Below are 25831 nucleotides of genomic sequence, written 5' to 3' on the forward strand. Positions count from 1 at the left end.
TAAGTTAACGCATTATACAGACTTTAGATTTGGTGCGTAGTTGAAGTTTTCAGCACTTAAGTAAAAAAAGGATGTAATTTCCCCCTTACATCCTTTTTATAATCTATAGCTTATGTGACTTATAACTTAACGTAATGCACCAATATAGTGATGATGAACCTGAGCCTGATAAATTTCTTCCTCGGTTACTTCTATTGAATAAGAATCTGGCGCGACTTCTTTTTGAAGATCTGACGTGTTCTCCTTTACTATAGAAACAGGCTCAGGATATAGCTCGACCAATGGACTCAAGCGTGCCACAAAGCGCTCTAATTCTGGATCTTGAGTATCGAGAGCAATGTCCAGCACATGTTTGGCATAATCCTTATTATTCACTAGATACATCACATCAATTACACGCCCACAAACACGTCTTAAACGGACATACATTTGAGTGGCAATCGTAAATGCCTCAGCATTGACCAAAACTTCGTTCTTCATCACATTCTCCCAGCCTTCAAATTTAAATGCTTAAATTTCATTCGCTTTAAGTAAAATTATTTGCCAATGAATGGAATACTAAAAAGCAAAAGCTGTACCAATTATTCAAATCATGGTTAAAACCACCCGATCAATTTAAAAAATCATGCTTAATCACAGCCTATCAATGAAAAAAATGCATCGAAACGATGATAAAGCTGACAATCACACAAATATGCACCGACAGAACAAACAAAAATCAGTTAAAATAGCCGATTGCTGAACTGCTTTTTTGGAAATGTGCATGAATTCTACACAACGTCTGACAAACTATTGGGTGACCTGTGCGGATGGACTTGAAACCTTATTACAACAAGAACTCGAACAGTTAGGGATTCAAGACATTCAACGCTTCGCTGGACGTTTGGTTTTTAAAGGCACACTCGAAAATGCATATCGCATTTGTATGTGGTCGCGTCTCGCTTCTCGCGTACTTTTACCGATTCATACACATGAACTAGAACATACACATGACGCCCGTGATGTCGCAGAAGAACTCTATGAAGGTGCGATCAGCTTTGACTGGTCTTTGATTTTTGCACCACAAAGTACCTTTGCGATTCGCTTGCACGTCGAACGTGAAATTAAGGTTAATACTCAATTCGCGACACTCCGTGTAAAAGATGGTGTAGTTGATTCCTTCATGGAAGCTGTGGGCAAACGCCCAAGTATTGATATCAAGCAACCAGAAATTACGCTTTATGTATTGGCGGGCAAAACCGAACATACCTATTGCCTAGACTTATCTGGTGATTCTTTGCATAAACGTGGTTATCGCCGTTTTATGACCGATGCACCGATTAAAGAAAACTTGGCTGCAGCAATTTTACAAAAAGCACAACTTGCACAATATCAGCCCGATATTATTCTTGATCCAATGTGTGGTTCAGGTACATTTATTATTGAATCACTTTTAATCCTGACTGATCGTGCACCTGGTCTGGTTCGCCGTTTTGGTTTTAATGGCTGGCATGGACATGATCATGAGTTATGGATGTCTCTCAAAGCCGAAGCCGCTGAGCGTCATGAAAAAGCCTTACAGCAGCCATTACCGCAATTCTATGCTTATGATGCAGATTGGGAAGCAGTAAAAGCGACACGCCAAAACATTATCGCTGCGGGTTTTGAAAAGTTACTTGATCAAATCCAGATTGAAGAACGCACTTTGGCAGACTGGGATGATTTCCATGCCGAAGGAAAAAAAGCCTTTATCGTCACCAACCCACCGTATGGTGAGCGTTTAGGCGATAAAGCATCGAATCGTTCTTTGTATCTAGGCTTATCTGCCTTACTTCAAAAGAATTTCCCAAATCAACGTGCAGCCATTATTGCGGCTCAAATTGAGCAGGCAGATGTACTGGCATTTAACGATCCACAAACCTTACGTTTGATGAATGGTAAATTACCAATTTATACCCGTTTTGGTACGGTAAAACCTGCGACTGTCACTCAACCCTTCTTGGCTAACTGGCAGCCACAACAATTTGAAGCGATTGAAGGCGCCGAAGACTTTACCAACCGTTTGCAAAAGAATATGCAAACTTTGAAAAAGTGGGCAGTGAAGGAAAATATCTATTGCTTACGCTTATACGATGCAGATTTACCAGACTTTAATATTGCAGTTGATTTGTACGGTGACAAATTGCATGTACAAGAATATGCACCACCAAAGAAAATTGACCCAGAAAAAGCAAAAAAACGTTTTAACCTGGGTCTTGCTGCAATCCGTGCAGTAACAGGTCTGAATCGTGATGCCATCTTTATTAAAACTCGTGCCCGTCAAGCCGGAACAAATCAGTACACCAAACAAAGTACTGCATCTAAACGCTTTATCGTACAAGAAGGCGATGCACGTATCTTGGTGAATCTGACCGATTATCTGGATACAGGTTTGTTCCTTGATCACCGCCAGATTCGTTTGCGCATTGCCAAAGAAGCACGCGGCAAGCACTTCCTTAATCTGTATAGCTATACCTCTACTGCCAGCCTGCATGCCGCTTTAGGTGGCGCAGCGAGCACAACTAGTGTCGATTTATCGAATACCTATTTGAGCTGGTCAAAAGAGAACTTTGTTCTGAATGGTTTAACAGTAGATCATGCAGATGAACAACATATGTTCTTCTCCAGTGACTGTTTTGAGTGGTTAAAAGAAGGTCATGAGCAATACGATCTCATCTTCATTGATCCACCAACCTTCTCTAACTCGAAGAAGTTCTACGGTACTTTTGATGTGCAACGCGACCACGTTTCATTGCTTAAACGTGCCATGAACCGCTTAACCAGCGATGGTACGCTCTACTTCTCAAATAACTATCGTGGTTTTGAGCTAGACGAAGAGATTGAAGCCATGTATCAGGTCGAAGAAATCACTTCTGAAACCATCGGACTGGATTTCAAACGTAATCAAAAAATCCACCGTGCATGGAAAATTCAGCACCCAAGTATTTAAGTGTTTTGAGTATTCACCGAAAGGTAATTTTGCTTTTTTTTACGTTCGGTGAGTCAAACTCATAAATCATAAAGCGATCAGGAGCCTCAGCATGGGGTTTTATGGTCGCTTTTCTTTTCTCACGAACATCCATCACCGTGGTTTTTTTCTGCTCTTCGTAAGCCGAAAAACCTCCTTCGGCAAGCATACTGACACGAATTTCACGTAAATTCCGATCACTCAACACACGCTGTGAACGCCAGCGTTCCTCCGCAGGCTTTAATGCATCTTGTTGAGCTTTGATAATGATACTTGGCAAGGCATTATTTAATGCACCTGTTTGCAAAGACAAGGTTCCCTCAGGCAATGGCTGTGCAGCATGTCCGATAGAAGATAAAGCGGTGAACAACAAAATTACACACGCACCTGTGCAATGATGTCTGTTATTTTGCATTTTAATTCATCCTGAATTTTTTTCTTATTTGTTTTGAAGCTATCAAGTTTTTATAGACGTGGCAATGTCATTGGTAATATTCCTGTAAAAATCTGACCAGATGCACCAACATAAAAAAAGATGGTGACTTTCATCACCATCTTTTTGGGTAAAACATTAAAACTTCCGCTTAGCTCAGTTTTAACTTATCAAATACCAGATGACCATTCTCACCTTTGATCAGGATATTGTCTCCAGGCTGGAACTCACCAGACAGGATTTTCTGAGCCAGACTATTTTCAACCTGTTGCTGAATCGCCCGTTTCAATGGACGCGCACCATATACAGGATCGAAACCAGCATCAATCAACAGATCAAAAGCAGTGTCATCCACAGTTAAGCCCATATCACGTTCACTCAAACGTGTACGTAAACGATCTAACTGAATGTCTGCAATACCACGAATCTGTGCTTTTTGCAGAGAATGGAAAATGACCAGCTCATCAATACGGTTGATAAACTCTGGACGGAAATGCTGCGTTACCGCACTCATCACCACTGCCCGTACTTCATCATCGGTTGCACCTTCTCCAAGTTCACGTACATCTTGCGAACCTAGGTTAGAGGTCATTACGATGACCGTATTTTTAAAGTCAACCACACGACCTTGTGAGTCCGTTAAGCGACCATCATCCAATACTTGTAATAAGATATTGAATACATCTGGATGTGCTTTTTCCACCTCATCGAATAACACCACACTGTACGGCTTACGACGAACGGCTTCAGTTAAAACACCACCTTCTTCATAACCGACATAGCCTGGAGGCGCACCGACTAGACGGCTGACAGAATGTTTTTCCATGAATTCGGACATATCAATACGAATCATGGCATCGTCGCTATCAAACAAGAAGTTGGCCAATGCTTTGGTTAGCTCCGTTTTACCCACACCTGTCGGACCAAGGAACAAGAATGATCCACTTGGACGGTTCGGGTCAGATAAACCTGCACGTGAACGACGTACTGCATTAGACACCGCAACCACAGCTTCATCCTGTCCCACGACACGGTTATGTAAAAACTCTTCCATATTGAGAAGTTTTTCACGCTCACCTTGCAGCATTTTCGCCACAGGAATTCCTGTTGCCGCACTCACGACTTCAGCAATTTCGTTTTCAGTGACTTTGGTACGAATCAGCTTCGGTTCTTCATTTTCCTCAGCAACTTCAGCTTGTTCCAGACGTTTTTGCAACTCTGGAATGACACCATATTGCAAGCGTGCAGCTTCAGCCAAATCACCTTCACGTTTGGCTTTTTCCAAAGCACTACGCGCCTGATCAAGTTCAACCTGTGCCTTTTTATCACCTTCAACCAGTGTTTTTTCAGCTTTCCAGATCTCTTCAAGATCGTTGTATTCTTTTTGCTTTTCAGCAATCTGTTGCTCAAGATGATTTACTTCGGCTTTACTACCCGCATCTTCATCTTTTTTCACCGCTTCCAATTGCATTTTCAACTGGATTAAACGGCGATCAAGTTTATCCAAAGCTTCTGGCTTAGAATCAATTTCCATTTTAATCCGCGATGCAGCCTCATCAATCAAGTCAATCGCCTTATCTGGTAATTGACGATCAGTAATATAACGATGAGACATCTTCGCCGCAGCGATAATGGCTGAATCGAGAATTTGCACGCCGTGATGGGTTGCATATTTTTCTTTAAGGCCACGTAAGATCGCGATAGTATCTTCTACACTCGGCTCATCGACCAACACTTTCTGGAAACGACGCTCAAGCGCAGCATCTTTCTCAATATATTGACGGTACTCATCTAAAGTGGTCGCGCCCACACAACGGAGCTCACCACGCGCCAAAGCAGGTTTTAGCATATTACCTGCATCCATCGCGCCATCACCTTTACCTGCGCCAACAAGCGTATGCAGCTCGTCAATAAACAGGATAATCTCACCTTCGTGCTTCGCAAGATCTTTAAGGACTGCTTTTAAACGCTCCTCAAATTCACCACGATATTTTGCGCCCGCAAGTAATGAACCCAAGTCAAGTGAAAGCACACGCTTGTTCTTTAAACTCTCTGGGACTTCGCCATTGATAATACGTTGTGCCAAACCTTCAACAATCGCTGTTTTACCCACCCCTGGTTCACCAATCAACACTGGGTTGTTTTTTGTACGGCGCGATAACACCTGAATGGTACGGCGAATCTCGTCATCACGACCAATCACGGGATCAAGTTTGCCCGCTAAGGCACGTTCAGTTAAATCAATGGTGTATTTATTGAGTGAGTCACGTTGATCTTCATGATTATTGCTCATGACTTTGTCATTTCCTCGAATATTTTCAATTACTTTACGTAAACTATCTGGCGTAACACCCACGCCATTTAAAATGGTTTTAGTTTCGCCTGTTTCTGCCAGACCGAGTAATACCCAATCGGTTGATAAAAACTCATCACCTGCTTTCTGTGCATAACGGTCAGCTAAATTCAGCGCCTTTACCGCTTCAGGATTGAGATTGATATCACCCGTAGGATTAGCCAAGGTTGGCGCATTTTGCAATGCTTGTTCCAGTTTCTGCTTTAACTCTGGTAAACGTGCACCCGCTTGTTGCAGCAAACTCAAATTGGCAGGTTCTTCCAATAAGGTAGAAAGAATATGAATACCTGCAATCGAGGTATGGTCTTTACCCATTGCCAATGATTGTGCATCTGAGAGTGCTTGCTGTAAGCGGTTTGTAAATTTTTCAAATCGCATTCTTGTTATTCCTCACAACAAATTTCTAACTTATCACTTAAATGGGAACGCTTTTCTAAATTTCAAATGAAATTTATATATTTTTCAATATTTTATAAAACAAAGAATGGATAAAACTCAGTTATAATATGGGTGTATAAACAATCTATTTCAAGTATCTTTTGTATAATTTTTCTGTCTATTCGATTCTGAACAAAATCATTATTGTGATTTTTGACCGAACGATTTAGCTTAACACTTTAGTTGATTCAAAATGATGCTCATGTACTTAAAAAAATTTTTACTTGGCGCAGCTTGCCTACTTCCTCTTCATTCGGCATTTGCCCAACTTCCACAAGATTCTCGCCGCGCTGGTGGGATTGCAGTCATTCCCTTGACAGCAAATACCACTCAAGTCTTTTATGAGCAAAAACCTGTACTCATTACACAAGAAGGCGCACAACGATATGCAGTATTTGGTATTCCACTTTCTGCGCCATTAGGCAGTTTGAGCTTAACCACCAATGCTTCTCCGATTCAGATCGAAGTAACGCCATACCGTTATGCGGAACAACGTTTAAACGTCAAGAATCAGGATTATGTCAATCCTAATCAGGATCAGCTCGACCGCTATGCACGTGAAGCAAAAGAGCAAAATGATATTTATAGTTCATTTACTCAAAGTAACTGGAATAGCTTTCCCAATTTCATCCGCCCTACCGCAGGTAAATTTAGCAACTCTTTTGGCAGAAAACGCTTTTTTAATGGTGAAGAACGCGCACCACATTCTGGCCTCGATATTCCAGCACCTGTAGGACAGAAAGTCGTAGCCCCTGCGGATGGAGTTGTTGTAGGAACAGGCAATTATTTCTTTAATGGTAATACGGTACTGATTGATCATGGTCAGGGGCTGATCAGTATGTTCTGCCATCTCAGCAAAATTAATGTAGAGAAAGGCCAACGCATCCAGCAAGGTGAGATACTTGGGCTGGTCGGTAAAACAGGACGCGTAACAGGCCCACATTTACACTGGGGCATGAGCCTGAATAATGCTCGGGTAGATCCACAATTATTTTTAAAATAAACAGAGCAACAAATAAAAAAGTGATCGGTTCAAAAACAGATCACTTTTTAGCAAAACTTAATAGTTTAAGCTTTACGCAGCTTCAATAATTTCGAAGTCGTGGGTAATTTCGACACCACCATCAGACAGCATTTTACTGGCTGAACAATATTTCTCAGCAGACAATTCGACTGCCTTTTCCACCTGTTTAGATTTCACAGCTTTACCAGTCACAACGAAGTGCAAATGAATTTTGGTAAACACCGCTGGAATGCTATCTGCTCTTTCTGCTTTAAGCTGACATACGACATCTGTCACATCTTGACGAGATTTCTTTAAAATAGTCACAATATCAAACGAAGCACACCCACCAAGTCCCATTAAAATCAATTCCATAGGACGTGGACCACGGTTTTCACCCCCATATTCGGCAGAACCATCCATCACCACACTGTGGCCACTTTCTGATTTTGCTTCAAAAGCAACATTCTCTAACCAATGTACACTTGTTTGCATTGCAACTACCCGAAAAACGTTATAAATTTACTCTGTTCTTGTACACTAACATAAAATGAGTTGATAAGGAATTTCATCTCTTCTGTGTAGAAAAGGCTCTTTCAAGGGTCTGTGCGATCGGTTTTATCCAAATTCGGAAATTTTAAGCATGACTTCAAATTTTTCACAACTTAGCACTGATGCTTTATCACCAGGTCAACTACCTGAATCAGTTAAAGCGCTGCTAAAACGTGCTCATATTAATAGATATCCTAAACGCACCACGATTGTTGACGCTGGAACGGAATCAAAATCACTGTATTTAATATTAAAAGGTTCAGTGTCAATTATCTTACGTGAAGATGACGAACGTGAAATCGTAGTTGCCTACTTAAATCCAGGCGACTTCTTTGGCGAAATGGGGCTTTTTGAAAAGAACCCTCAACGTACCGCAGAAGTACGTACACGCGATGTCTGCGAAATCGCAGAAATCACTTACGACAATTTCCATGAGTTAAGTAAACAATATCCAGACTTAAGCTATGCTGTGTTTGCTCAACTGGTTCGCCGTCTTAAAAACACGACACGTAAAGTGACCGATCTGGCATTTATTGATGTGTCTGGTCGTATCGCGCGTTGTTTAATTGACTTATCTGCTCAACCAGAGGCAATGATTCTGCCAAATGGTCGTCAGATTCGTATTACCCGTCAAGAGATTGGTCGTATTGTCGGTTGTTCTCGTGAAATGGTTGGACGTGTCCTCAAGACACTTGAAGATCAAGGCATGATTCAAACTGACGGTAAAGCCATCTTAATCTTTGATGCTTCTTTGGAAGAAAATGCATTCCCTGAAGATGAGTATGATGACGAAGATTAATTTGATCTAAGATCAGATTAATCGCTATAAAGCCAGTGCAATGTCACTGGCTTTTATGTTTTAAATCAAAAATTATAACGATTGCTGATTACATAATTACAATGATTATAGAGGTATTCAGAATGTTAACTGGTGTAAACATTTTTTATAATCCACCGTGATCATGACTATATTCATAAGATACTGATTTGGAGAGAATAAGTATGAAGAAATTAGCTTTAAGCCTTTGCGCTGTAACTGTAATGACAATTTCTGGCTGCGCATCGTTCGCAGATATGGCTGGTGCGGACAGCGCGACTTTAAACGCGCAATCAGCACAAAGTTTCTCAAAAATGACTCAGGAAGCGCGCGCTAAAAACCAGTTGGATAGTAGTTCAAGTACATATCAACGTATCAACACCGTATTCAACCGCTTAAAACCTTATGCGGATCAAATGAATCAGACAGGCCAACGTTTTGATTGGCAACTTGCGGTATTAAAATCTGATACGGTCAATGCTTATGTTGCACCAGGCGGTAAAGTGGTCTTCTATACAGGTATTGTTAATAAGCTCAACCTGACCAATGACGAAATTGCAGCGGTGATGGGCCATGAAATGACGCATGCCTTAGAAGAACATGCAAAGAGTAAAATCGGTGCACAAGCGTTAACTAATCTTGCAATTGGGATTGGTAAATCTTATGCAGGCAACAGCATTGGTGATCTAGGTGGCGCTGCAATTGATTTAGGCAGTCAGGTTGGTATCGGTCTACCTTACTCTCGCAACCTTGAAAGCCGTGCCGATTACGGCGGTTTAATGTTGATGGCAAAAGCAGGCTATAACCCGAATGCAGCAATCAGTCTGTGGGAAAAAATGAATCGCTTAGATGGCGCTGGTGGCAGTTCATTCTTGTCAACTCACCCATCAAATACACAACGTATCAGCGACATGCGTAAAAACCTGCCAGCAGCGATGGCCGTTTATAATAAACGCCGCTAATCCATAGCATTAGCAGCATCTGCCCTTAAGTGCCTATGTGTATTTAAGGGCTTTTTTATTCGTGCCTCTGAATCATCAACGTTGAGCTAACTGTAAGTGCAACATATGCGTTGCAATGGTATGACGGATATGATCTGGACGCGCATGAAAATAACGCTCACTTAACCCATCACCTGATAAATCTTCAATCACGTTATACCCCATTTCAGCAACAGCTTGATGCAATGCTTTCGGTCTAAATTGTCCTTTTAGGGGTTCCTTTAAAAATCGGGTAAATTGGGAGACAAATAAGGTTCCGAAACGTTCAATACCTTCCAACTCCCGATAATCGATTGAATAGTCCAGAACCACTTCACTTCCCTGTGCAGCAATTTTTGCAATGCTAGCTAAGGTATTGAGGGTTGTTTCTGGTTCAAGATAATGCGTTGTGCCCAGCCACGAGAAAAAAGCTGCTTGATCTTGCTTCAACGAACTACGAGCCAAAGCGTCTGCAATAGATTCTTTTTCAAAATCGATTGCAACAAACTCCACATTCGCTGGGAGCTCTCCCAATTGTCGTAATTTATTTTGTTTTTCGGCTTGGGTATCAGGATGATCCACTTCGTAAATCTTGAGCTGAGGAAATTGTTGTGCCTGCCTCAAGGTAAATGAATCTAGTCCCGCACCCACCAAGACATATTGCTCGACACCACGTTCAATGGCTGCATAGAGCTGATCTTCTGCATAACGTGAACGTCCTACCACTTGTCCTGTTAATAAGCCCAAGGTGCGGTTAAACACAGAAGAATTCATTAGCTTGACGGTTAATGGCGTTCTGAGCAATGCCTTCCAGCCTTTACTGGTTAGCTCGAATGCAAAAGGATCTGCAAAGACAGGATCTGCGGCATTCTGAAAATGATTGGCACGCAATGCGGCAGCCGCTTCCGCCGTTCGGCTTGATTGTCCTTCTTTCATTATTTTCCCCCATATTTCTTTCTATCTTGCAAAAAATAAGCAGCAAATTCCATCCTTAGATAAAATTTACTGCTCTTTGATGATTGATCTAGAATCAGTTGGTTTTTTCAGTCTGATAGGTCACTTGATAATCATTCAAGTCCATACGTTTTAAACGTTGCTTCAACTTTTTCAATGACCAAGGCCAAGCAGCAAAGTTACGACCATTGGCATCTAAATAGTAACTCTTACATCCACCCGCATTAAACACAGTGGTTTTAAGATGTTTCTGTACCAATTCATTATGCTGCTTAATCACTTCAGGCTTAATGTTGAGTTTGGCAATGCCTTTGTCTCTGATTTTAAGTAGACCATCTACGATATAATCCAGCTGAGCTTCAGCCAAGCCAATAAATGAATCATAAACCAGTACGTTAGGCCCCAATACCAAGAATGCATTCGGCACATTTTCAATGCTGGTACCCAAATAGGCTTCTGGCGAACTGCTTTTCCATAAATCATTCAGGCATTCGCCTTTTTCATTTGAAACACGTTTGCCAATCGGTGGATGAGACACCTCAAAACCTGTTCCCCAAATAATTACGTCCACTTCATGACGTTCACCATTTGCTGAAACAACGGTATTACCTTCGACCTTCACCAATCCATGTGGAATCAGTTTAGTATTCGGTTGTTGTAAAGCAGGATAATAGTTGTTGGCGAACAATAAACGTTTACAGCCAATGGTAAAGTTCGGCGTCACATTTTTACGCAGTTCAGGATCTTCAATCTGGAAGCGTAAAATCAGTTTTGCCAATTCACCCACAGGTTTTAACACAGCAGGATTACGTAAACCAAAGTTGATCGCATTTAGAGACTGGGCAACCGTTTTACGCCAAGTCTTTTGAATCAATGGAAACTTCTCGATCAGCGCTTTGCTGACATCACCCAAGTCGGTATCAGGTTTTGGCACCACCCACGGCGCAGTACGTTGATATACATACAGCTCTTTGGCTTTTGGCTGAATCTGCGGTACGAACTGAATGGCAGATGCCCCTGTACCAATCACTGCAATACGTTTATCTGTCAAATCATAATCATGATTCCATTTAGCTGAATGGAACATTTCACCTTTAAAAGTTTCCAGTCCGTCAAGTTTTGGAATTTGTGCTTCAGTAATCGGCCCTGTTGCAAAAATCACGGTCTTAGACAAGTATTGCCCTTTATTGGTATCAATCACCCAGAGATTACGCTGGTTATCCCATGCTGCATTGAGTAATTCCGTACCAAACTCGATTTTTGAGTTCACCCCAAAATTTTCACTCACTTCTTCTAAGTAGTTCAGAATTTCAGGTTGACGCGCAAACAAGTGACTCCATTTGGCACTTGGCGCAAATGAGTAGGAATATAAAGCTGAGGGTACATCACAGCCACAACCTGGGTAAGTATTTTCACGCCATGTGCCACCGACACGCGTCGCTTTTTCAATAATTTTGTAGTTGTTATACCCTACCTGATCCAGACGAATTGCTGTCGCAATACCTGAAATACCTGCACCAACGATAAAAGTATCGTAAATGTGCGAGGGTAAAGCCTTTCCTTCAGCTGAATTTAATTTTTTTGCTTGAGCTGTCATTTAAAATGTCCTTTGTATCATGTAGCTGAAATAGTTGATTACCAACAGGTTCTCTCTTTATTTCACTCTTTCAGTTCTGTTGCTTAATCAGGGTTATTTCATAAATCGATATGATGTGCCCAAAAATTTTGCATATAAATTTGGTGCCGTACGTTTCATGAGCCAGAATAACTTGGCATCAATCTGTGGAATAGTATAAAGCTCATTTTTATCCAGACGGTCTAGCGTCAGCTTTGCGACCTTGTCACTGGTGGTAAACGCCAGATTAGTCAATGCATAGTCCAGAATCCCTTTATGTGGGACTTTGCCATTCTTGATAATGTTGGTTGGTACCAGCGTTGGGCAAAGTACATTCACCTTGATGTTATGTTTACGAAGCTCAGCAGAAAGCGTCTCCGATAATGCACGTACACCCGCTTTAGTCACGTTATAGGCTGTCATTTCGGGTGCAGCTGTATAAGATGCCGCAGATGCAACATTGATAATCGCACCACGACCGAGCTGTTTAAATTTAGGTACGAAATAATGGCAACCGTGGATAACGCCCCATAAATTGATATCAGAGACCCACTTCCAGTCTTCCAGCGAAGTTTCATCAAACTTGCCGCCTAAACCAACACCAGCATTATTGATGACCAATGTGGTTGGATGTTGCATCAATTGCTCAGCCTGTTCTGCCAGCTTTTCTACTTGCTTGGCATTGCCAACATCACATTTCACCGCAAATGCTTTCGCACCTAGCGCTTCAATCTGCGCTACGGTTTCTCTGGCTGCGTCTAAATTGATATCTGAACACACCACAGTGCCGCCACGTTTCGCCAGTTCAAGCGCAAAACTACGACCAATCCCGCTTCCGGCACCCGTCACCACAGCAAATGCTTTTTGGCTTGGCTTGGTTTTCTTAGCAAATAATCTCATCATTGTTTTCCCAGCAATATCATATTGACTTGGACCAAGTTATGCAGAAGCTGCACGTACAGGTGGCACAAACTCTTTAAGGAAATAAGGGCTTAATAAACCTGTTTCAGGATTCAATAAACGCTCTTTGTAGTACGCCATATACGCAGTCGTATCATGGTCATTGGGATGGAAACTTGGACGCAGATACTCAAGAATATGCATGAAACTGCTACCGAACACGCCACGTTCACTACCAAATAACAACGCGGTACTCTCCACAATATCTTTCATATAGCGAGGATTAATCAGATTGCTTGGTTTCCGTACAAATGGCATCAGATAGCCACCCAGTGAAACACCTCCTAAAATCGTCAAACTGGCCAACAGGAAACCTGTGATTCGGAGCCAATAATCACCAGACAACTCAAGGAACACATCATAGGCAATATCTTTATGCTCTGACTCTTCCAACATATGCCACATCCACATGGCACGTTGTCTTTCATCTTGTGAGCCAAGTAAATATTCTTCGTGCTGCATCATAAATTCAGCAAGCACAGCCGTGTAATGTTCAATGCCGGCCATCAATGAAAGCTGTAAAGACTGTGGAAGTTTATAGATCCCATAATCAAACACCTTGCCAGCAATCGCACGTAGCAACTCGACTGGATAGCCATTTTCTTTCAGCACTTCGTCATTAAACTGATTATGTATTTTTGAATGAATGGCTTCCTGACCAATCAAAGAAGTCAGTCTTTGTTTTAAAATCGGATCATCAATAAAATCACGATGGTGACGTGCCGTTTCGATCACCACATCTTCACCAAAGGTTAAGAAAATGGATAAGGCATGAAAGTAAGAAGTTGCTAATTCTTTATTTAAGAAAAATCGTTCATCTAGTTCTGACGGATTAAACTTAAAGTCAAAATGACGAATTGGAATGGGCGATTTATTTGCTAGGTTCTGAATAATCCCCTGATATTTCGTGCTTAATTTGTCTGAAAAGACATTTCGAATCATTTGAGCAACCATGGCTTGATCCCCAGAGAGAATAAAAGTCCAACAACAGCACATCGATTGAAAATAAAATTGTCTATAAGATTATTTCTGCAATTTTACTTGATTCAATCCTTAAATAATTTAAGTCAATGCTCTGTCATTTCTCCTAATAAGCCTTTTGTACTCGGCTTATTAAGTAAGTTCCTGACAGCATAGTGCACAGATCAAATATGACTAGAACCAAATTGCTCATATCCACATGAGCGATTTTGCCAACTCGACATATCCATACAAATGCAACCTCTGCTGCCCTTAATCAATGCTGTGATTAAGCTGCCTGTACTTTAGGTGTGAACTCTTTTACAAAGAATGGATGTAAGGCACCACCCTCAGATAAAAGCTTCTTCTCATAGTAGGCAAAATAAGCTGAAGCATCATGATCATTTGGATGAAAGTCAGTCCGTAAATAATCAAAAATACGGCCTTGGGTACTACCAAAAACACCATCTTTCGGACTAAAAATCAGCTTCACTCCACGGCGTGCATCTTTCCAGAATTTTGTAGTGAGCATTTCTTGTGGCTTACGGAAAATAGGCACCAAAGTTGCTGAGAACGGGATAAGACCTAAAATCGTGAAATAAGCCAAGAAGAAGCCTGAAACACGTAACGCATAATTACCATTCAATGTCTGATAGACATCATAGGCAACATCTTTGTGCTCTGACTCTTCCAGCATATGCCACATCCATAAAGCACGGGTTTTGGCGTCATCCGAGAAATAGAAGTTCTGCTCATGCTCCATCATATATTCAGCCAATACTGCGGTGAAATGCTCAATCCCCGCCATGAGAGAAAGTTTTAGAGGTTGCGGAAATTTCAAGAAAATATATTCAAAGAATTGCTCGCCCAGAAAGCGATAGAGTTTTACAGGGTAATCTAGCTCAACAATCGCATCATTAAATTCATTATGTAGTTTTGAATGAATTGCTTCTTGTCCAATCAATGAAGTGACACGTTGTTTTAAAACAGGATCTTTGAGTAAGTCTCGGTGATGACGTGCTGTCTCAATCACTAGATCTTCGCCGTAGGTTAAAAATACAGAAAGCGTAGCGAAAAAAATCGTTGCGAATTGATTGTTCATATAGAATGATAAATCAACTTCCTTGCCTTCAAATCCGATTGCTAAATGACGAATTGGAATACTTTTTTTACTCGCAAAATCGATTTGCTCAGTTATTGGATTCGATTTAAATAAGCTTAAACCTTTCCTTAATGTGCTGCTAATCATGGCTACACCTACCTAGTCACTTGAGCGTCATTTGCCCTTTTACATTCTTTTCGTCTGGTTCATCTCTTTTCGACTGTCCCAACTGACAGGAAAGTACGAAAAAATATTCGGGAGATTTTCTTGAACCTGATCCTCGTATAAAGCAACTGTAAACCGATCTTATGTTCGGATTCAATTCGGGTAATTTTTATGGTTTTTTCTCAATTTTAAACAAGTCAGTTTTAAAGGAAATTTTCTCTAAAAAAATCTTTTATGATGATACGAATCTATTTTTATATATAATTATCAATATATTAATTTAAAATTTAAAATTAATATTTTCTAAAAATTGAATGCTTTCATTTCAGGTATACTTATTTATTACATGATTAAAAACAAATTTAAAAAACTTGTAATTTTATTTGTTCGGATTACTGGACTGGCACTTTCAACCAATTGCTGCACATGTTAATCTGAAGTTATGTTCGGATTTTAATAATAATACTTTATGGCTACACGTAAACCACGTCAGTCGCGTTCGAAAGTGACCGTAGACACCATTATTGAAGCAGGTTTTATTGCAGTTGCAACCAACGGTACCAGCGGCACCACCACACGGCATATTGCTGATATTGCAGGTGTAAGCGTCGGTTCGCTGTATGAATACTTCAAGAATAAAGAAGAAATCTATGACGCGATGGCAAAAACCTTTGTCAAAGAAGTTTTGGATATGGTGAAAGAGCTCACCCCCATCATTATTGAGCAAGAGCTGGAACCATTATTCGAAATGATTTTCTATACCTTTAGGGACTTGCTGACGCGTGATGATGATCGTTATCTGATTTGCCTTCGTTATGCGACTGAACTCAAGTACGAAAAATATATTGGTCAGATCGAAATGGCACTGATGGAAGTATTGATGAAATATATGATTCGCCATCCTCGTTATTTGAAAGTGAATAATCTTAGTGTGACTGCTTATATCAGCATTAATAGTAGTATCTTTAATGTCGCACGACACTTGATCTTGCCCAATCCACAAATCAGCTTTGATGAAATGGTCAAAGGTCTAAGTACCATGATTATTAGTTATATCGAAGCAGAATTGGCAAAAGCTGGAAATTAAAAGCCAGCTTTCACTGGCTCAGTTTCATTTTAGAATGGTCTTGCACCTGCCAAACTGACACGTTTCAGTAAACGACGTTGCTCGGCAGGAAAAGCGGTCCGCGAATGCAAGGTCAACTGATTATCCCAATAAACAATATCTCCAATTTCCCACTGATGTTCATAACGATATTGAGGTTGCACAATGTGCGCTCTTAAGCGTTCAATCAATGCAGCACCTTTTTTGTCATCATACCCGACAACTTCCACTTCGGTTTGTGCATCAAGATAGATACCACGGCGACCACTCTCAGAATGCGTACGGACCAATGGATGTGGAAATGCAGCACCTAATACAGGTTGATCATAGAAGCGATATTTGGGAATCGAGCTTTTATCCTTTAATCGCAAGAATGGATTATAAGTAATCAGTTGCAGCCCTTCGATTTCGTCTTTGGTTTCCTGATCAAGGTCTTCATACGCCTGAACAGTGTTATACCAACTGGTTGCGCCGCCATCTTTTGGAAGTTCAATTGCATAAAGTAAAGATCCACTAGAAGGCTGTGGGGTCCAGTGATGATCACTATGCGGGGTAAGTTCCCCATGACCAGTATAATCCCCCTCTCCAACCGCATTGGATACAGGCACAATATCGGGTGGCGCATTGGTATCATTCCGCGTTGCCAATACCGGAATATCTGTTGGTGGACGGAAAATCCCGCCAAAATAACTGGCAAAAGCGAGTAAGTCATTGTCTTCCAACTCTTGTGCCTTGAAAACCAGAATTAAATATTCATGCAATGCCTTTTTTAGCTTGAGGATCACTTCCCCGCTTTGAGGTTTACTTGCATCTAGCCCAGTCACAACTGCACCCAATGCACCTTCAATGGGTGTAATCTTTACAGTATCTAAACGATGTTTCTTATATTCATGCCAACGTGGAGCACTTTCAATTGCGGCTGAAAGTTGTGTAAGTGCTGTCATTTTCTTTCCTATAGATCATTCATTATATTTTTTAACGTTGAATTTTATTCACAATTCCTCAATCACAAAAATGAGTGATCTCATTAAATATATGCAAACGATTTAATATAAGAACCAATATTTTTATATTAATTTATTTGTTTTTATGATTATAAAATCAGCGTGCTTGGATTTGTCCAGCTTCGCTCTGTTTAAACAGCAAAAGTGGTGTCATCTATACAGAAGACGATGTTGCAGGCAGCTTAATGATAAACACACTATTATTGGCAGGATTGCTGTATTCAATCGTCCCTTTATGAGCGACGACAATCGCGTGCACAACTGCCAAACCCAACCCTGTTCCACCGAATTCTTTATTACGGGACTGTTCAAGTCGGAAAAAAGGATCAAATAAATCCTGCTGATATTCAGAAGCAATACCGGGCCCTTGATCAGCAATTTGAATGATCCAATAATCTACAGCTAATTTTGAAGAAATGCTCAGTTTTCCAGCATTGGCATAGCGAATGGCATTATCAATCAATGCCATAAACACTTGCTCAATACGGCGTTGGTCACAATTTACTGGGGTCGTTGAAATCTCAAGTACAGGTTCTAATCCTGCTTGCTGTAAACGATGTTCAAACAGTTTCAATACGTTGTCTGCAAGGACTTTTAGATCAACAGCTTCATAATGTAACCTGAGTTGCTGATTCTCAACCAGACTTAAAGTCCGCAAATCCTCCACCAGATGTGATAACCCTTCCACTTGACCTAACAAACTTTTAAACAAAGCTTCATCAGGCTTAAACACACCATCGAGAACACCTTGTAGACGTCCTTGCAAAATGGTGATGGGCGTTCTTAATTCATGGGCGATTGCGGCATTCCAGACCTGAGCATTTTCGACCGAACTTTCTAATTTTTTCGCCATATTATTAAAATTATGCATGAGTTCAGAAATTTCAGCGGAATGAATCTGGCTATCCTCTGCTCTGGCTGAAAGATCTCCTTGACTAATTTTTTGTGCAGCTTCCGCCAGATAATTAATCGGTTTAATAAAACGCTGAGCAAGAAACATTCCAATGATTAAAGAAATCACCGCGCCACAAAAAATTACGGTTCCCAACCAGATCCAGTCAACAAAATGGAATTCAGTCCAGTCGTCTTGCAATGAACTTAAAGTCAGCCAGCCCGCATCAATCGCGTAGTTATAGATGAAATAGCCAAGAAAAATCGAAAACAGCGTCACACTTAAGTTCACAATACTTAAAGCGATAAAGAGCTGTTTACTAATGCCTGACTTATTTTTCATGTTATTTCTCAAACCACTTGTACGAATATCTGAAACTCAAAATTAAAAGGTATGGGGATGATCAAAACGATAACCCACACCACGAACATTAATTAAGACCTGCTCTAGTCCCTGCTCCTCGAGTTTTTTTCTTAATTTACTGACATGACTATCCACTGTCCGCTCCAAAGCATCGCTATCGGGTAAGCAGTAACTCATCAGCTCACTTCGGGTAAATACTTTATGCGGGTGCTCCAGCATCAGAATCAGGATTTTATATTCTGTCAAAGTTAAATTCAGTAAGGTTTTCCGATCTTGCTGATGAACATACACACTGTGAATGGCCGTGTGAATCTCAATATTTTTATATAGCAGATTTTTATTTTGCGCTTGCTGATTTTGTTGTGCTCTTCTCAAAACAGCCTGCACCCGTGCGACCACTTCATTGGGATTGAAAGGCTTGACCACAAAGTCATCCGCACCAATTCTTAAGGCCATGACTTTATCAATCTCCTGATCCAGTGCAGTCAGCATAATCACGGGAGTTTGGGCTTTTTGGCGGATTTTGCTCAGTACTTCCCAGCCATTTAATTCAGGTAATTTTATATCCAGCAGAATCAGGTCAATCGGCTGAGCAGCATGAATTTCAATTGCTTGCTTACCATTCATGGCTCGAAGCACCTGCATGCCTTCACGTTTTAAGTAGTGCTCAATAATATCGCCAATATCGTACTCATCTTCTACGACGAGAATCTGCTTATCACGGCAATCAAAAGAAAATGAGGCTTCAAACATGAATCAATCATCGAATAACTACGGTCATTTTGCATGATACGCTGATTTATCTGCCGATCTCCACACTTTTTCCACACTTCCCCGATGTTGGTTACACAAAGCAGGAAAATAATGTCAGCATCAAAAACTCCCAAGGTCGGACAGAATGCAAAAGCGTTTATTACTTCCATTATTTTTATCCATCGGGCTTGTGCTACAAGGCTGTGGTTCTGACGAGGCAAAACCTGCTGAAACACCGCTTGCCAAAGTGAGCGTGTTAAGTCTTCAACCACAAGCAGTCAACTTTAGCGAAAACTTGCCCGCACGTGTACAGGCCTTCCGTACTGCCGAGATCCGCCCGCAGGTTGGCGGTATTATTGAAAAAGTGCTATTTAAACAAGGCAGTGAAGTTAAAGCAGGCCAAGCACTTTATAAAATTAACGCGGAAACTTTTCAGGCTGATGTGAATAGCAACAAAGCTTCCCTCAATAAAGCTGAAGCGGAAGTAGTGCGTTTAAAAGTTCAGTTGGAACGATATGAACAATTACTGCCAAGCAATGCAATCAGTAAGCAAGAAGTCAGTAATGCACAAGCTGAATATCGTCAGGCCTTAGCCGATGTTGCCCAGATGAAAGCGCTACTCACCCGTCAAAACCTGAATCTGCAATATGCTACGGTACGTGCCCCGATTTCAGGTCGTATTGGACAGTCATTTGTGACCGAAGGTGCTTTGGTCAGCCAAGGTGATGCCAATACCATGGCGACTGTACAGCAAATTGACAAGGTGTATGTCGATGTAAAACAGTCGATTGGTGAATACGAACGTTTACAAGCCGCGCTACAAAGTGGTGAGCTTTCTGCCAATAATGAAAAAACGGTACGTATTTCAAATAGTCATGGTCAAGCCTATAACGTCACAGCGAAAATGCTCTTTGAAGACATCAATGTTGATCCTGAAACTGGCGATGTCACCATTCGTATCGAAGTGAATAATCCTGAAAGAAAATTACTTCCGGGTATGTATGTGCGTGTCAATATTGACCGTGCTTCGATCCCTCAAGCTTTATTGATTCCAGCACAAGCAGTACAACGCAATATTAATGGCGAGCCGCAAGTCTATGTAATCAATGCCAAAGGTGCAGCAGAGATTCGCCCGATTGAGCTGGGACAACAATATGATCAATTCTATATTGCCAATAAAGGCCTAAAAACAGGCGATAAAGTGGTTGTAGAAGGTATTGACCGTATTCAGCCCAATCAAAAACTTGAAATCAGCAACTGGAAAATTCCTGCAACACAAGGAGCTCAATGATGATGTCACAATTCTTCATTCGCCGCCCTGTGTTTGCATGGGTGATTGCGATTTTCATTATTTTATTTGGGGTCCTTAGTATTCCCAAATTACCGATTGCCCGCTTTCCAAGTGTGGCGCCGCCTCAAGTCAACATTACTGCGGTATATCCGGGTGCAACTCCCAAAACGATCAATGACAGCGTTGTGACTTTGATCGAACGGGAATTATCTGGGGTTAAAAACCTACTTTACTACAGCGCGACCACGGATACCTCAGGTACAGCCCAGATTTCGGCGACCTTTAAACCGGGTACCGATGTTGAAATGGCGCAGGTCGATGTACAAAACAAGATCAAGGCTGTTGAAGCACGTTTACCTCAAGTGGTTCGCCAACAAGGCTTACAAGTTGAGGCTTCTTCATCAGGCTTCCTGATGCTTGTTGGGATTAACTCACCGAATGGGCAATATTCTGAAGTTGACGTGAGTGATTATCTGGTCCGTAACGTGGTCGAAGAACTGAAACGTGTTGAAGGCGTAGGTAAAGTTCAATCCTTCGGTGCTGAAAAAGCCATGCGTATCTGGGTTGACCCAAACAAACTGGTGTCTTACGGCCTGTCGATTAGTGATGTCAACAATGCCATCCGTGAAAATAACGTCGAGATTGCACCCGGTCGACTGGGTGATCTGCCTGCTGCCAAAGGTCAATTGATCACAATTCCCTTATCTGCCGAAGGTCAATTGGGCGATGTTGAACAATTCAAAAATATCAGTCTCAAAAGTAAGACCAGTGGTAGTGTCATTAAACTGTCTGACGTTGCTAATGTGGAGATGGGTTCACAAGCCTATAACTTTGCAATTTTAGAAAATGGTAAACCTGCAACGGCTGCTGCGATTCAGCTCAGTCCGGGTGCCAATGCAGTAAAAACGGCTGAAGGTGTCAGAGAAAAAATTGAAGAATTAAAACTCAATTTACCAGAAGGCATGCAATTCAGTATTCCTTACGACACCGCGCCTTTCGTTAAAATTTCAATCGAAAAAGTAATTCATACCTTACTTGAAGCCATGGTTCTGGTTTTCATTGTCATGTATTTATTCTTGCACAATGTCCGCTATACCTTAATTCCCGCCATTGTTGCACCGATTGCGTTGTTGGGTACTTTTGCAGTCATGCTCATGGCAGGCTTCTCGATTAACGTACTGACCATGTTTGGTATGGTACTGGCCATCGGGATTATCGTCGACGATGCAATTGTGGTGGTGGAAAACGTCGAACGGATTATGGCAACTGAAGGTCTGCCACCGAAAGAAGCGACATCCAAAGCCATGAAGGAAATCACCAGCCCGATTATTGGTATTACCTTGGTTTTGGCAGCAGTATTCTTACCGATGGCATTTGCCAGTGGTTCGGTCGGCATTATCTATCAACAATTTACCTTAACCATGTCGGTGTCGATTCTGTTCTCGGCATTATTGGCATTGATTTTGACCCCTGCGTTGTGTGCCACTATCCTCAAACCGATTGATGGACATCATCAAAAGAAAGGTTTCTTTGCATGGTTTGACCGTAGCTTCGATAAAGTTACTAAAAAGTATGAATTGATCCTGCTGAAAGTGATCAAGCATAGCGTTCCAATGATGGCGATTTTTGTGGTCATTACAGGTCTTACTTTTGCAGGCATGAAATACTGGCCAACCGCCTTTATGCCAGAAGAAGACCAAGGCTGGTTCCTGACTTCGTTCCAGTTGCCTTCTGATGCCACTGCTGAAAGAACGCGAGGCGTCGTCAATGAGTTTGAAAACAGTTTAAAAGACAATCCGAATGTCAAAAGTAATACCACCATTATGGGCTGGGGTTTCAGTGGTGCGGGTCAAAACGTGGGTATTGCCTTTACCACGCTCAAAGATTTTAAAGAGCGTACCTCAAGTGCCAGCGAAATGACCAACGTCGTCAATGAAACAATGGCACATAGCAAAGAAGGTGCAACCATGGCGGTGCTTCCACCTGCCATTGATGAACTTGGGACATTTGCCGGTTTCAGCTTACGCTTACAAGACCGTGCGAATCTGGGTATGCCTGCGCTGTTAGCTGCACAAGACCAGTTAATGGAAATGGCAGCCAAGAATAAAAAGTTCTATATGGTTTGGAATGAAGGCTTACCGCAAGGTGACAATATTTCTTTAAAAATTGACCGTGCGAAATTGAATGTTCTTGGTGTGAAATTCTCTGACGTTTCTGACATCATTTCAACGTCAATGGGCTCGATGTATATCAATGACTTCCCAAATCAGGGACGTATGCAACAAGTCATTGTTCAGGTCGATGCCAAATCACGAATGCAATTAAAAGATATTTTGAATCTGAAAGTGATGGGTTCAAATGGTCAATTGGTCTCTTTATCAGAAGTGGTCACACCGCAATGGAATAAAGCACCACAGCAATATAACCGCTATAACGGTCGCCCATCGTTGAGTATTGCAGGTATCCCAAACTTTGATACTTCATCAGGCGATGCCATGCGTGAAATGGAAAACCTGATTGCCAAATTACCAAAAGGCATCGGCTATGAATGGACGGGTATTTCCTTACAGGAAAAGCAATCTGAATCGCAGATGGCGTTCTTACTTGCCCTTTCTATGTTGGTGGTATTCCTTGTTCTGGCTGCACTTTATGAAAGTTGGGCAATTCCGCTTTCAGTGATGCTGGTCGTGCCTTTGGGTATCTTTGGTGCCATCGTTGCGATTATGTCTCGAGGCTTGATGAATGATGTGTTCTTTAAAATTGGCCTGATTACCATTATTGGTTTATCTGCCAAGAATGCGATCCTGATTGTCGAATTTGCCAAGATGCTGAAAGAAGAAGGCATGAGTTTAGTCGAGGCCACCGTTGCCGCAGCTAAACTTCGTTTACGCCCGATTTTGATGACTTCGCTGGCCTTTACCTGTGGTGTGATTCCACTGGTGATCGCTTCTGGTGCCAGTTCAGAAACACAGCATGCCTTAGGTACAGGTGTATTTGGTGGCATGATTTCAGCGACAATTTTGGCAATCTTCTTTGTACCCGTGTTCTTCATTTTCATTCTGGGTGCAGTTGAAAAGCTGTTTTCTTCGAAGCAAAAAAATCCATCTTAAATGACATTGCGCAGAGGGAATCAACGGATTTCCTCTGCCTCCTCCTCTGCATTTATTCTTATCTTATTTGGAGAAGACCATGTCTAAAGCGACTGTCTTATCTCGTGGCCTGCTTGTCTCTACGCTCTCAATTGCCTTGACGGCGTGTATGAATATGCAGGCACCAAAACCTGTGATTCAATCGGATATTCCACAAAATTTTTCTCAAACCACAACTGGAAATTCGATTGCCAATCAAGGTTATCAACAATTTTTTTCTGACCCGCGCTTATTACAAGTGATTGAAATCAGTTTAAATCACAACCGTGATTTACGTACTGCAACGCTGAATATTCAACGTGCACAGCAACAATATCAAATCAGCAAAAATGACCAATTACCGACCATTGGTGCGACTGGCAGCGCTGTAAGACAGGTTAACCCTACTGTAAATCCAAATAATCCTTATTCCACCTTTCAAGTCGGCCTTGGCGTAACTGCTTATGAGTTAGACTTTTGGGGTCGTGTACAGAGTTTAAAAGATGCAGCGCTGAATAATTATCTTGCCACCCAAAGTGCCAGAGATGCCACTCAAATTAGTCTGGTGAGTCAGGTCAGCCAAGCATGGTTGAATTATGCCTATGCAAAGGCCAATTTAAATCTGGCTGAGCAAACCTTAAAAGCACAGCTCGATTCATTTAACCTCAACAAGAAACGTTTTGATGTCGGGATTGATAGTGAAGTTCCGTTACGACAGGCACAGATTTCAGTTGAAACCGCCCGAAATGATGTCGCAACCTATAAAACTCAAGTGTCACAAGCACAAAACCTACTGGATCTATTGGCTGGTCAAGCGGTGCCTCAAAATCTCCTGCCGAATCAAGCCGTGAAAAATATCAGTGCTGAACGCAGCTTTGCAACGGGCCTTAGCAGTGATTTACTCAATAATCGTCCCGACCTGAAAGCTGCTGAATATCAACTACTTGCTGCTGGGGCAAATATTGGTGCAGCAAAAGCACGTATGTTCCCGACCATTAGCCTGACAGGTTCAGCGGGATATGCATCGACAGATCTCAAAGATTTATTTAAGTCAGGAGGTTTCTCTTGGTCAGTTGGGCCAAGTATTGATCTTCCAATTTTTGATTGGGGAACGCGTAAAGCCAATATTAAAATTTCTGAAACAGAGCAAAAAATTGCTATTGCAGATTATGAAAAAGCCATTCAATCCGCTTTTCGTGAAGTCAATGATGCGCTGGCTGCCCGTGCCCATATTGAGGATCGTTTGAGTGCACAACGCCGTTTGGTTGCTGCAACCGATACCACCTATAAATTATCTACGGCCCGTTTTAGAGCAGGCATTGACAGTTATTTGACGGTGCTGGATGCACAACGTTCTGCCTATGCGGCTCAACAAGGTCTACTGCTGCTGGAACAAACCAAATTAAATAATCAGATCGAACTCTATAAAGCTTTAGGTGGCGGCTTATCTCAGGCTTCGTAAACGCTTAAGTCGATTATTTGGGCTGATTTTTAAATATTCAGCCCTTATAGTATTTGAGTTTAAATAAGAAAATAACCATTCAACTATGTTTACACTTTCGATTACACCTAGATTCTATGAAACCGATGCTTTCGGACATATCAACAATACTGTCATCACAGGTTGGTTTGAAACTGCACGTGAACCAGTTTTCCGCCTATTTAATCCCGGCATGGACATCAAAAATCTGCCTTTGATTCTGGCACGGGTTGAAGTCGATTTTGTTGCCCAAATCTATTACGGTGCGGACATCGAAATCAAAACATGGATCGAACAGATTGGAAATTCTTCATTCGTTGTTGCCCATGAAGCATGGCAAAATGAGCATTGCGTTGCGCGTGGCAAAGCGGTTCAGGTGTATTTCGATTTCAGTACACAAAAATCAGGTCGTATCCCAGATCAATTCCGAACCCAGTTGCAACAATACTTGATCACTCCATAAATATTTCCCGCTGAAATAAACACATTCATTTCAG

At 41.5% G+C, this 25831-nt stretch carries 21 protein-coding genes; 9 read left to right on the plus strand and 12 right to left on the minus strand.

What is annotated here, in order from left to right:
* Positions 1 to 126: 126 nt before the first annotated feature.
* The gene (locus PJ15_RS03905) at positions 127 to 480 is read right to left on the minus strand and encodes a hypothetical protein (protein WP_047428178.1); all 354 of its coding nucleotides are present in this window, start codon (positions 478 to 480) and stop codon (positions 127 to 129) included.
* A 283-nt stretch (positions 481 to 763) separates the two neighbouring features.
* On the opposite strand from PJ15_RS03905, the gene rlmKL reads away from it, so the two are divergent.
* Positions 764 to 2968, plus strand: coding sequence for a bifunctional 23S rRNA (guanine(2069)-N(7))-methyltransferase RlmK/23S rRNA (guanine(2445)-N(2))-methyltransferase RlmL (rlmKL, locus tag PJ15_RS03910; RefSeq protein ID WP_047428181.1), 2205 nt, complete (start codon positions 764 to 766; stop codon positions 2966 to 2968).
* Between the two features lie 13 nt (positions 2969 to 2981).
* Here the strand turns inward: rlmKL and PJ15_RS03915 are convergent, their stop codons facing one another.
* A complete protein-coding gene (locus PJ15_RS03915; RefSeq protein ID WP_047428184.1) occupies positions 2982 to 3401 on the minus strand; it encodes a hypothetical protein in 420 nt (139 codons plus the stop codon).
* A 169-nt stretch (positions 3402 to 3570) separates the two neighbouring features.
* Positions 3571 to 6150, minus strand: coding sequence for an ATP-dependent chaperone ClpB (gene clpB / locus PJ15_RS03920; protein WP_047428187.1), 2580 nt, complete (start codon positions 6148 to 6150; stop codon positions 3571 to 3573).
* A 262-nt stretch (positions 6151 to 6412) separates the two neighbouring features.
* Between clpB and PJ15_RS03925 the strand changes: the two genes are divergently transcribed.
* Entirely contained in the window at positions 6413 to 7213 is an 801-nt protein-coding gene (locus PJ15_RS03925; RefSeq protein ID WP_047429153.1) for a M23 family metallopeptidase, read from the plus strand.
* A 72-nt stretch (positions 7214 to 7285) separates the two neighbouring features.
* Here the strand turns inward: PJ15_RS03925 and PJ15_RS03930 are convergent, their stop codons facing one another.
* Positions 7286 to 7708 (minus strand): OsmC family protein, encoded by a 423-nt coding sequence (locus PJ15_RS03930; RefSeq protein WP_004772726.1) that lies wholly within the window; start codon positions 7706 to 7708, stop codon positions 7286 to 7288.
* A 148-nt stretch (positions 7709 to 7856) separates the two neighbouring features.
* Here PJ15_RS03930 and crp point away from each other — a divergent pair, with 148 nt between their 5' ends.
* Positions 7857 to 8564, plus strand: a complete 708-nt coding sequence (gene crp, locus PJ15_RS03935; protein ID WP_004772727.1) for a cAMP-activated global transcriptional regulator CRP — start codon at positions 7857 to 7859, stop codon at positions 8562 to 8564.
* 203 nt (positions 8565 to 8767) lie between these two features.
* Entirely contained in the window at positions 8768 to 9544 is a 777-nt protein-coding gene (locus tag PJ15_RS03940; protein ID WP_004772729.1) for a M48 family metallopeptidase, read from the plus strand.
* 75 nt (positions 9545 to 9619) lie between these two features.
* On the opposite strand, the gene PJ15_RS03945 is transcribed toward PJ15_RS03940, so the two are convergent.
* The 5 genes from PJ15_RS03945 to PJ15_RS03965 form a co-directional block, all read right to left on the minus strand.
* On the minus strand, positions 9620 to 10498 hold the full coding sequence (locus tag PJ15_RS03945) for a class I SAM-dependent methyltransferase (RefSeq protein WP_047428191.1): 879 nt from the start codon (positions 10496 to 10498) through the stop codon (positions 9620 to 9622).
* A 94-nt stretch (positions 10499 to 10592) separates the two neighbouring features.
* Positions 10593 to 12113 (minus strand): flavin-containing monooxygenase, encoded by a 1521-nt coding sequence (locus PJ15_RS03950; RefSeq protein WP_047428193.1) that lies wholly within the window; start codon positions 12111 to 12113, stop codon positions 10593 to 10595.
* Between the two features lie 93 nt (positions 12114 to 12206).
* Positions 12207 to 13031, minus strand: coding sequence for an SDR family NAD(P)-dependent oxidoreductase (locus PJ15_RS03955; protein ID WP_047428196.1), 825 nt, complete (start codon positions 13029 to 13031; stop codon positions 12207 to 12209).
* Positions 13032 to 13070: 39 nt separating this feature from the next.
* A complete protein-coding gene (locus tag PJ15_RS03960; RefSeq protein ID WP_005258110.1) occupies positions 13071 to 14045 on the minus strand; it encodes a metal-dependent hydrolase in 975 nt (324 codons plus the stop codon).
* A gap of 295 nt (positions 14046 to 14340) precedes the next feature.
* A complete protein-coding gene (locus PJ15_RS03965) occupies positions 14341 to 15300 on the minus strand; it encodes a metal-dependent hydrolase (RefSeq protein WP_004772737.1) in 960 nt (319 codons plus the stop codon).
* A gap of 487 nt (positions 15301 to 15787) precedes the next feature.
* Between PJ15_RS03965 and PJ15_RS03970 the strand changes: the two genes are divergently transcribed.
* Positions 15788 to 16405 carry a TetR/AcrR family transcriptional regulator gene (locus PJ15_RS03970; protein WP_004772738.1) on the plus strand — a complete coding sequence of 206 codons (618 nt, stop codon included), beginning with the start codon at positions 15788 to 15790 and terminating at the stop codon, positions 16403 to 16405.
* Positions 16406 to 16434: 29 nt separating this feature from the next.
* Here the strand turns inward: PJ15_RS03970 and PJ15_RS03975 are convergent, their stop codons facing one another.
* From PJ15_RS03975 to adeR, 3 genes are all read right to left on the minus strand, one after another.
* Positions 16435 to 17367: a TauD/TfdA dioxygenase family protein gene (locus PJ15_RS03975; protein WP_047428198.1), complete on the minus strand. Its 933-nt coding sequence runs from the start codon at positions 17365 to 17367 to the stop codon at positions 16435 to 16437.
* 214 nt (positions 17368 to 17581) lie between these two features.
* Positions 17582 to 18661: a two-component sensor histidine kinase AdeS gene (adeS, locus tag PJ15_RS03980; protein ID WP_047428200.1), complete on the minus strand. Its 1080-nt coding sequence runs from the start codon at positions 18659 to 18661 to the stop codon at positions 17582 to 17584.
* A 42-nt stretch (positions 18662 to 18703) separates the two neighbouring features.
* Entirely contained in the window at positions 18704 to 19435 is a 732-nt protein-coding gene (gene adeR / locus PJ15_RS03985; protein WP_047428203.1) for an efflux system response regulator transcription factor AdeR, read from the minus strand.
* Positions 19436 to 19580: 145 nt separating this feature from the next.
* Between adeR and PJ15_RS03990 the strand changes: the two genes are divergently transcribed.
* The 4 genes from PJ15_RS03990 to PJ15_RS04005 all read left to right on the plus strand — a co-directional run bounded on the left by PJ15_RS03990 (position 19581) and on the right by PJ15_RS04005 (position 25797).
* On the plus strand, positions 19581 to 20726 hold the full coding sequence (locus tag PJ15_RS03990; RefSeq protein WP_047428205.1) for an efflux RND transporter periplasmic adaptor subunit: 1146 nt from the start codon (positions 19581 to 19583) through the stop codon (positions 20724 to 20726).
* On the plus strand, positions 20726 to 23836 hold the full coding sequence (locus PJ15_RS03995) for an efflux RND transporter permease subunit (protein WP_047428207.1): 3111 nt from the start codon (positions 20726 to 20728) through the stop codon (positions 23834 to 23836). Before PJ15_RS03990 ends, PJ15_RS03995 begins: the two co-directional genes overlap by 1 nt.
* Before the next feature lie 79 nt (positions 23837 to 23915).
* Entirely contained in the window at positions 23916 to 25316 is a 1401-nt protein-coding gene (gene adeC / locus PJ15_RS04000; protein WP_047428215.1) for an AdeC/AdeK/OprM family multidrug efflux complex outer membrane factor, read from the plus strand.
* An 85-nt stretch (positions 25317 to 25401) separates the two neighbouring features.
* On the plus strand, positions 25402 to 25797 hold the full coding sequence (locus PJ15_RS04005) for an acyl-CoA thioesterase (RefSeq protein WP_047428217.1): 396 nt from the start codon (positions 25402 to 25404) through the stop codon (positions 25795 to 25797).
* Positions 25798 to 25831 lie beyond the last annotated feature (34 nt).

Origin of the sequence: Acinetobacter sp. neg1, from assembly GCF_000788125.1 — a bacterium.
Classification (GTDB): Bacteria; Pseudomonadota; Gammaproteobacteria; order Pseudomonadales; family Moraxellaceae; genus Acinetobacter; species Acinetobacter vivianii.

Coding starts and splice junctions, on each gene's coding strand:
- rlmKL (WP_047428181.1), top strand. CDS start 764: ATGAATTCTACACAACGTCTGACAAACTATTGGGTGACCTGTGCGGAT.
- PJ15_RS03955 (WP_047428196.1), bottom strand. CDS start 13,031: ATGAGATTATTTGCTAAGAAAACCAAGCCAAGCCAAAAAGCATTTGCT.
- crp (WP_004772727.1), top strand. CDS start 7,857: ATGACTTCAAATTTTTCACAACTTAGCACTGATGCTTTATCACCAGGT.
- PJ15_RS03925 (WP_047429153.1), top strand. CDS start 6,413: ATGTACTTAAAAAAATTTTTACTTGGCGCAGCTTGCCTACTTCCTCTT.
- adeS (WP_047428200.1), bottom strand. CDS start 18,661: ATGAAAAATAAGTCAGGCATTAGTAAACAGCTCTTTATCGCTTTAAGT.
- PJ15_RS03990 (WP_047428205.1), top strand. CDS start 19,581: ATGCAAAAGCGTTTATTACTTCCATTATTTTTATCCATCGGGCTTGTG.
- PJ15_RS04005 (WP_047428217.1), top strand. CDS start 25,402: ATGTTTACACTTTCGATTACACCTAGATTCTATGAAACCGATGCTTTC.
- PJ15_RS03915 (WP_047428184.1), bottom strand. CDS start 3,401: ATGCAAAATAACAGACATCATTGCACAGGTGCGTGTGTAATTTTGTTG.
- PJ15_RS03965 (WP_004772737.1), bottom strand. CDS start 15,300: ATGATTAGCAGCACATTAAGGAAAGGTTTAAGCTTATTTAAATCGAAT.
- adeR (WP_047428203.1), bottom strand. CDS start 19,435: ATGTTTGAAGCCTCATTTTCTTTTGATTGCCGTGATAAGCAGATTCTC.
- PJ15_RS03975 (WP_047428198.1), bottom strand. CDS start 17,367: ATGACAGCACTTACACAACTTTCAGCCGCAATTGAAAGTGCTCCACGT.
- PJ15_RS03995 (WP_047428207.1), top strand. CDS start 20,726: ATGATGTCACAATTCTTCATTCGCCGCCCTGTGTTTGCATGGGTGATT.
- PJ15_RS03930 (WP_004772726.1), bottom strand. CDS start 7,708: ATGCAAACAAGTGTACATTGGTTAGAGAATGTTGCTTTTGAAGCAAAA.
- PJ15_RS03940 (WP_004772729.1), top strand. CDS start 8,768: ATGAAGAAATTAGCTTTAAGCCTTTGCGCTGTAACTGTAATGACAATT.
- adeC (WP_047428215.1), top strand. CDS start 23,916: ATGTCTAAAGCGACTGTCTTATCTCGTGGCCTGCTTGTCTCTACGCTC.
- PJ15_RS03960 (WP_005258110.1), bottom strand. CDS start 14,045: ATGGTTGCTCAAATGATTCGAAATGTCTTTTCAGACAAATTAAGCACG.
- clpB (WP_047428187.1), bottom strand. CDS start 6,150: ATGCGATTTGAAAAATTTACAAACCGCTTACAGCAAGCACTCTCAGAT.
- PJ15_RS03945 (WP_047428191.1), bottom strand. CDS start 10,498: ATGAAAGAAGGACAATCAAGCCGAACGGCGGAAGCGGCTGCCGCATTG.
- PJ15_RS03950 (WP_047428193.1), bottom strand. CDS start 12,113: ATGACAGCTCAAGCAAAAAAATTAAATTCAGCTGAAGGAAAGGCTTTA.
- PJ15_RS03905 (WP_047428178.1), bottom strand. CDS start 480: ATGAAGAACGAAGTTTTGGTCAATGCTGAGGCATTTACGATTGCCACT.
- PJ15_RS03970 (WP_004772738.1), top strand. CDS start 15,788: ATGGCTACACGTAAACCACGTCAGTCGCGTTCGAAAGTGACCGTAGAC.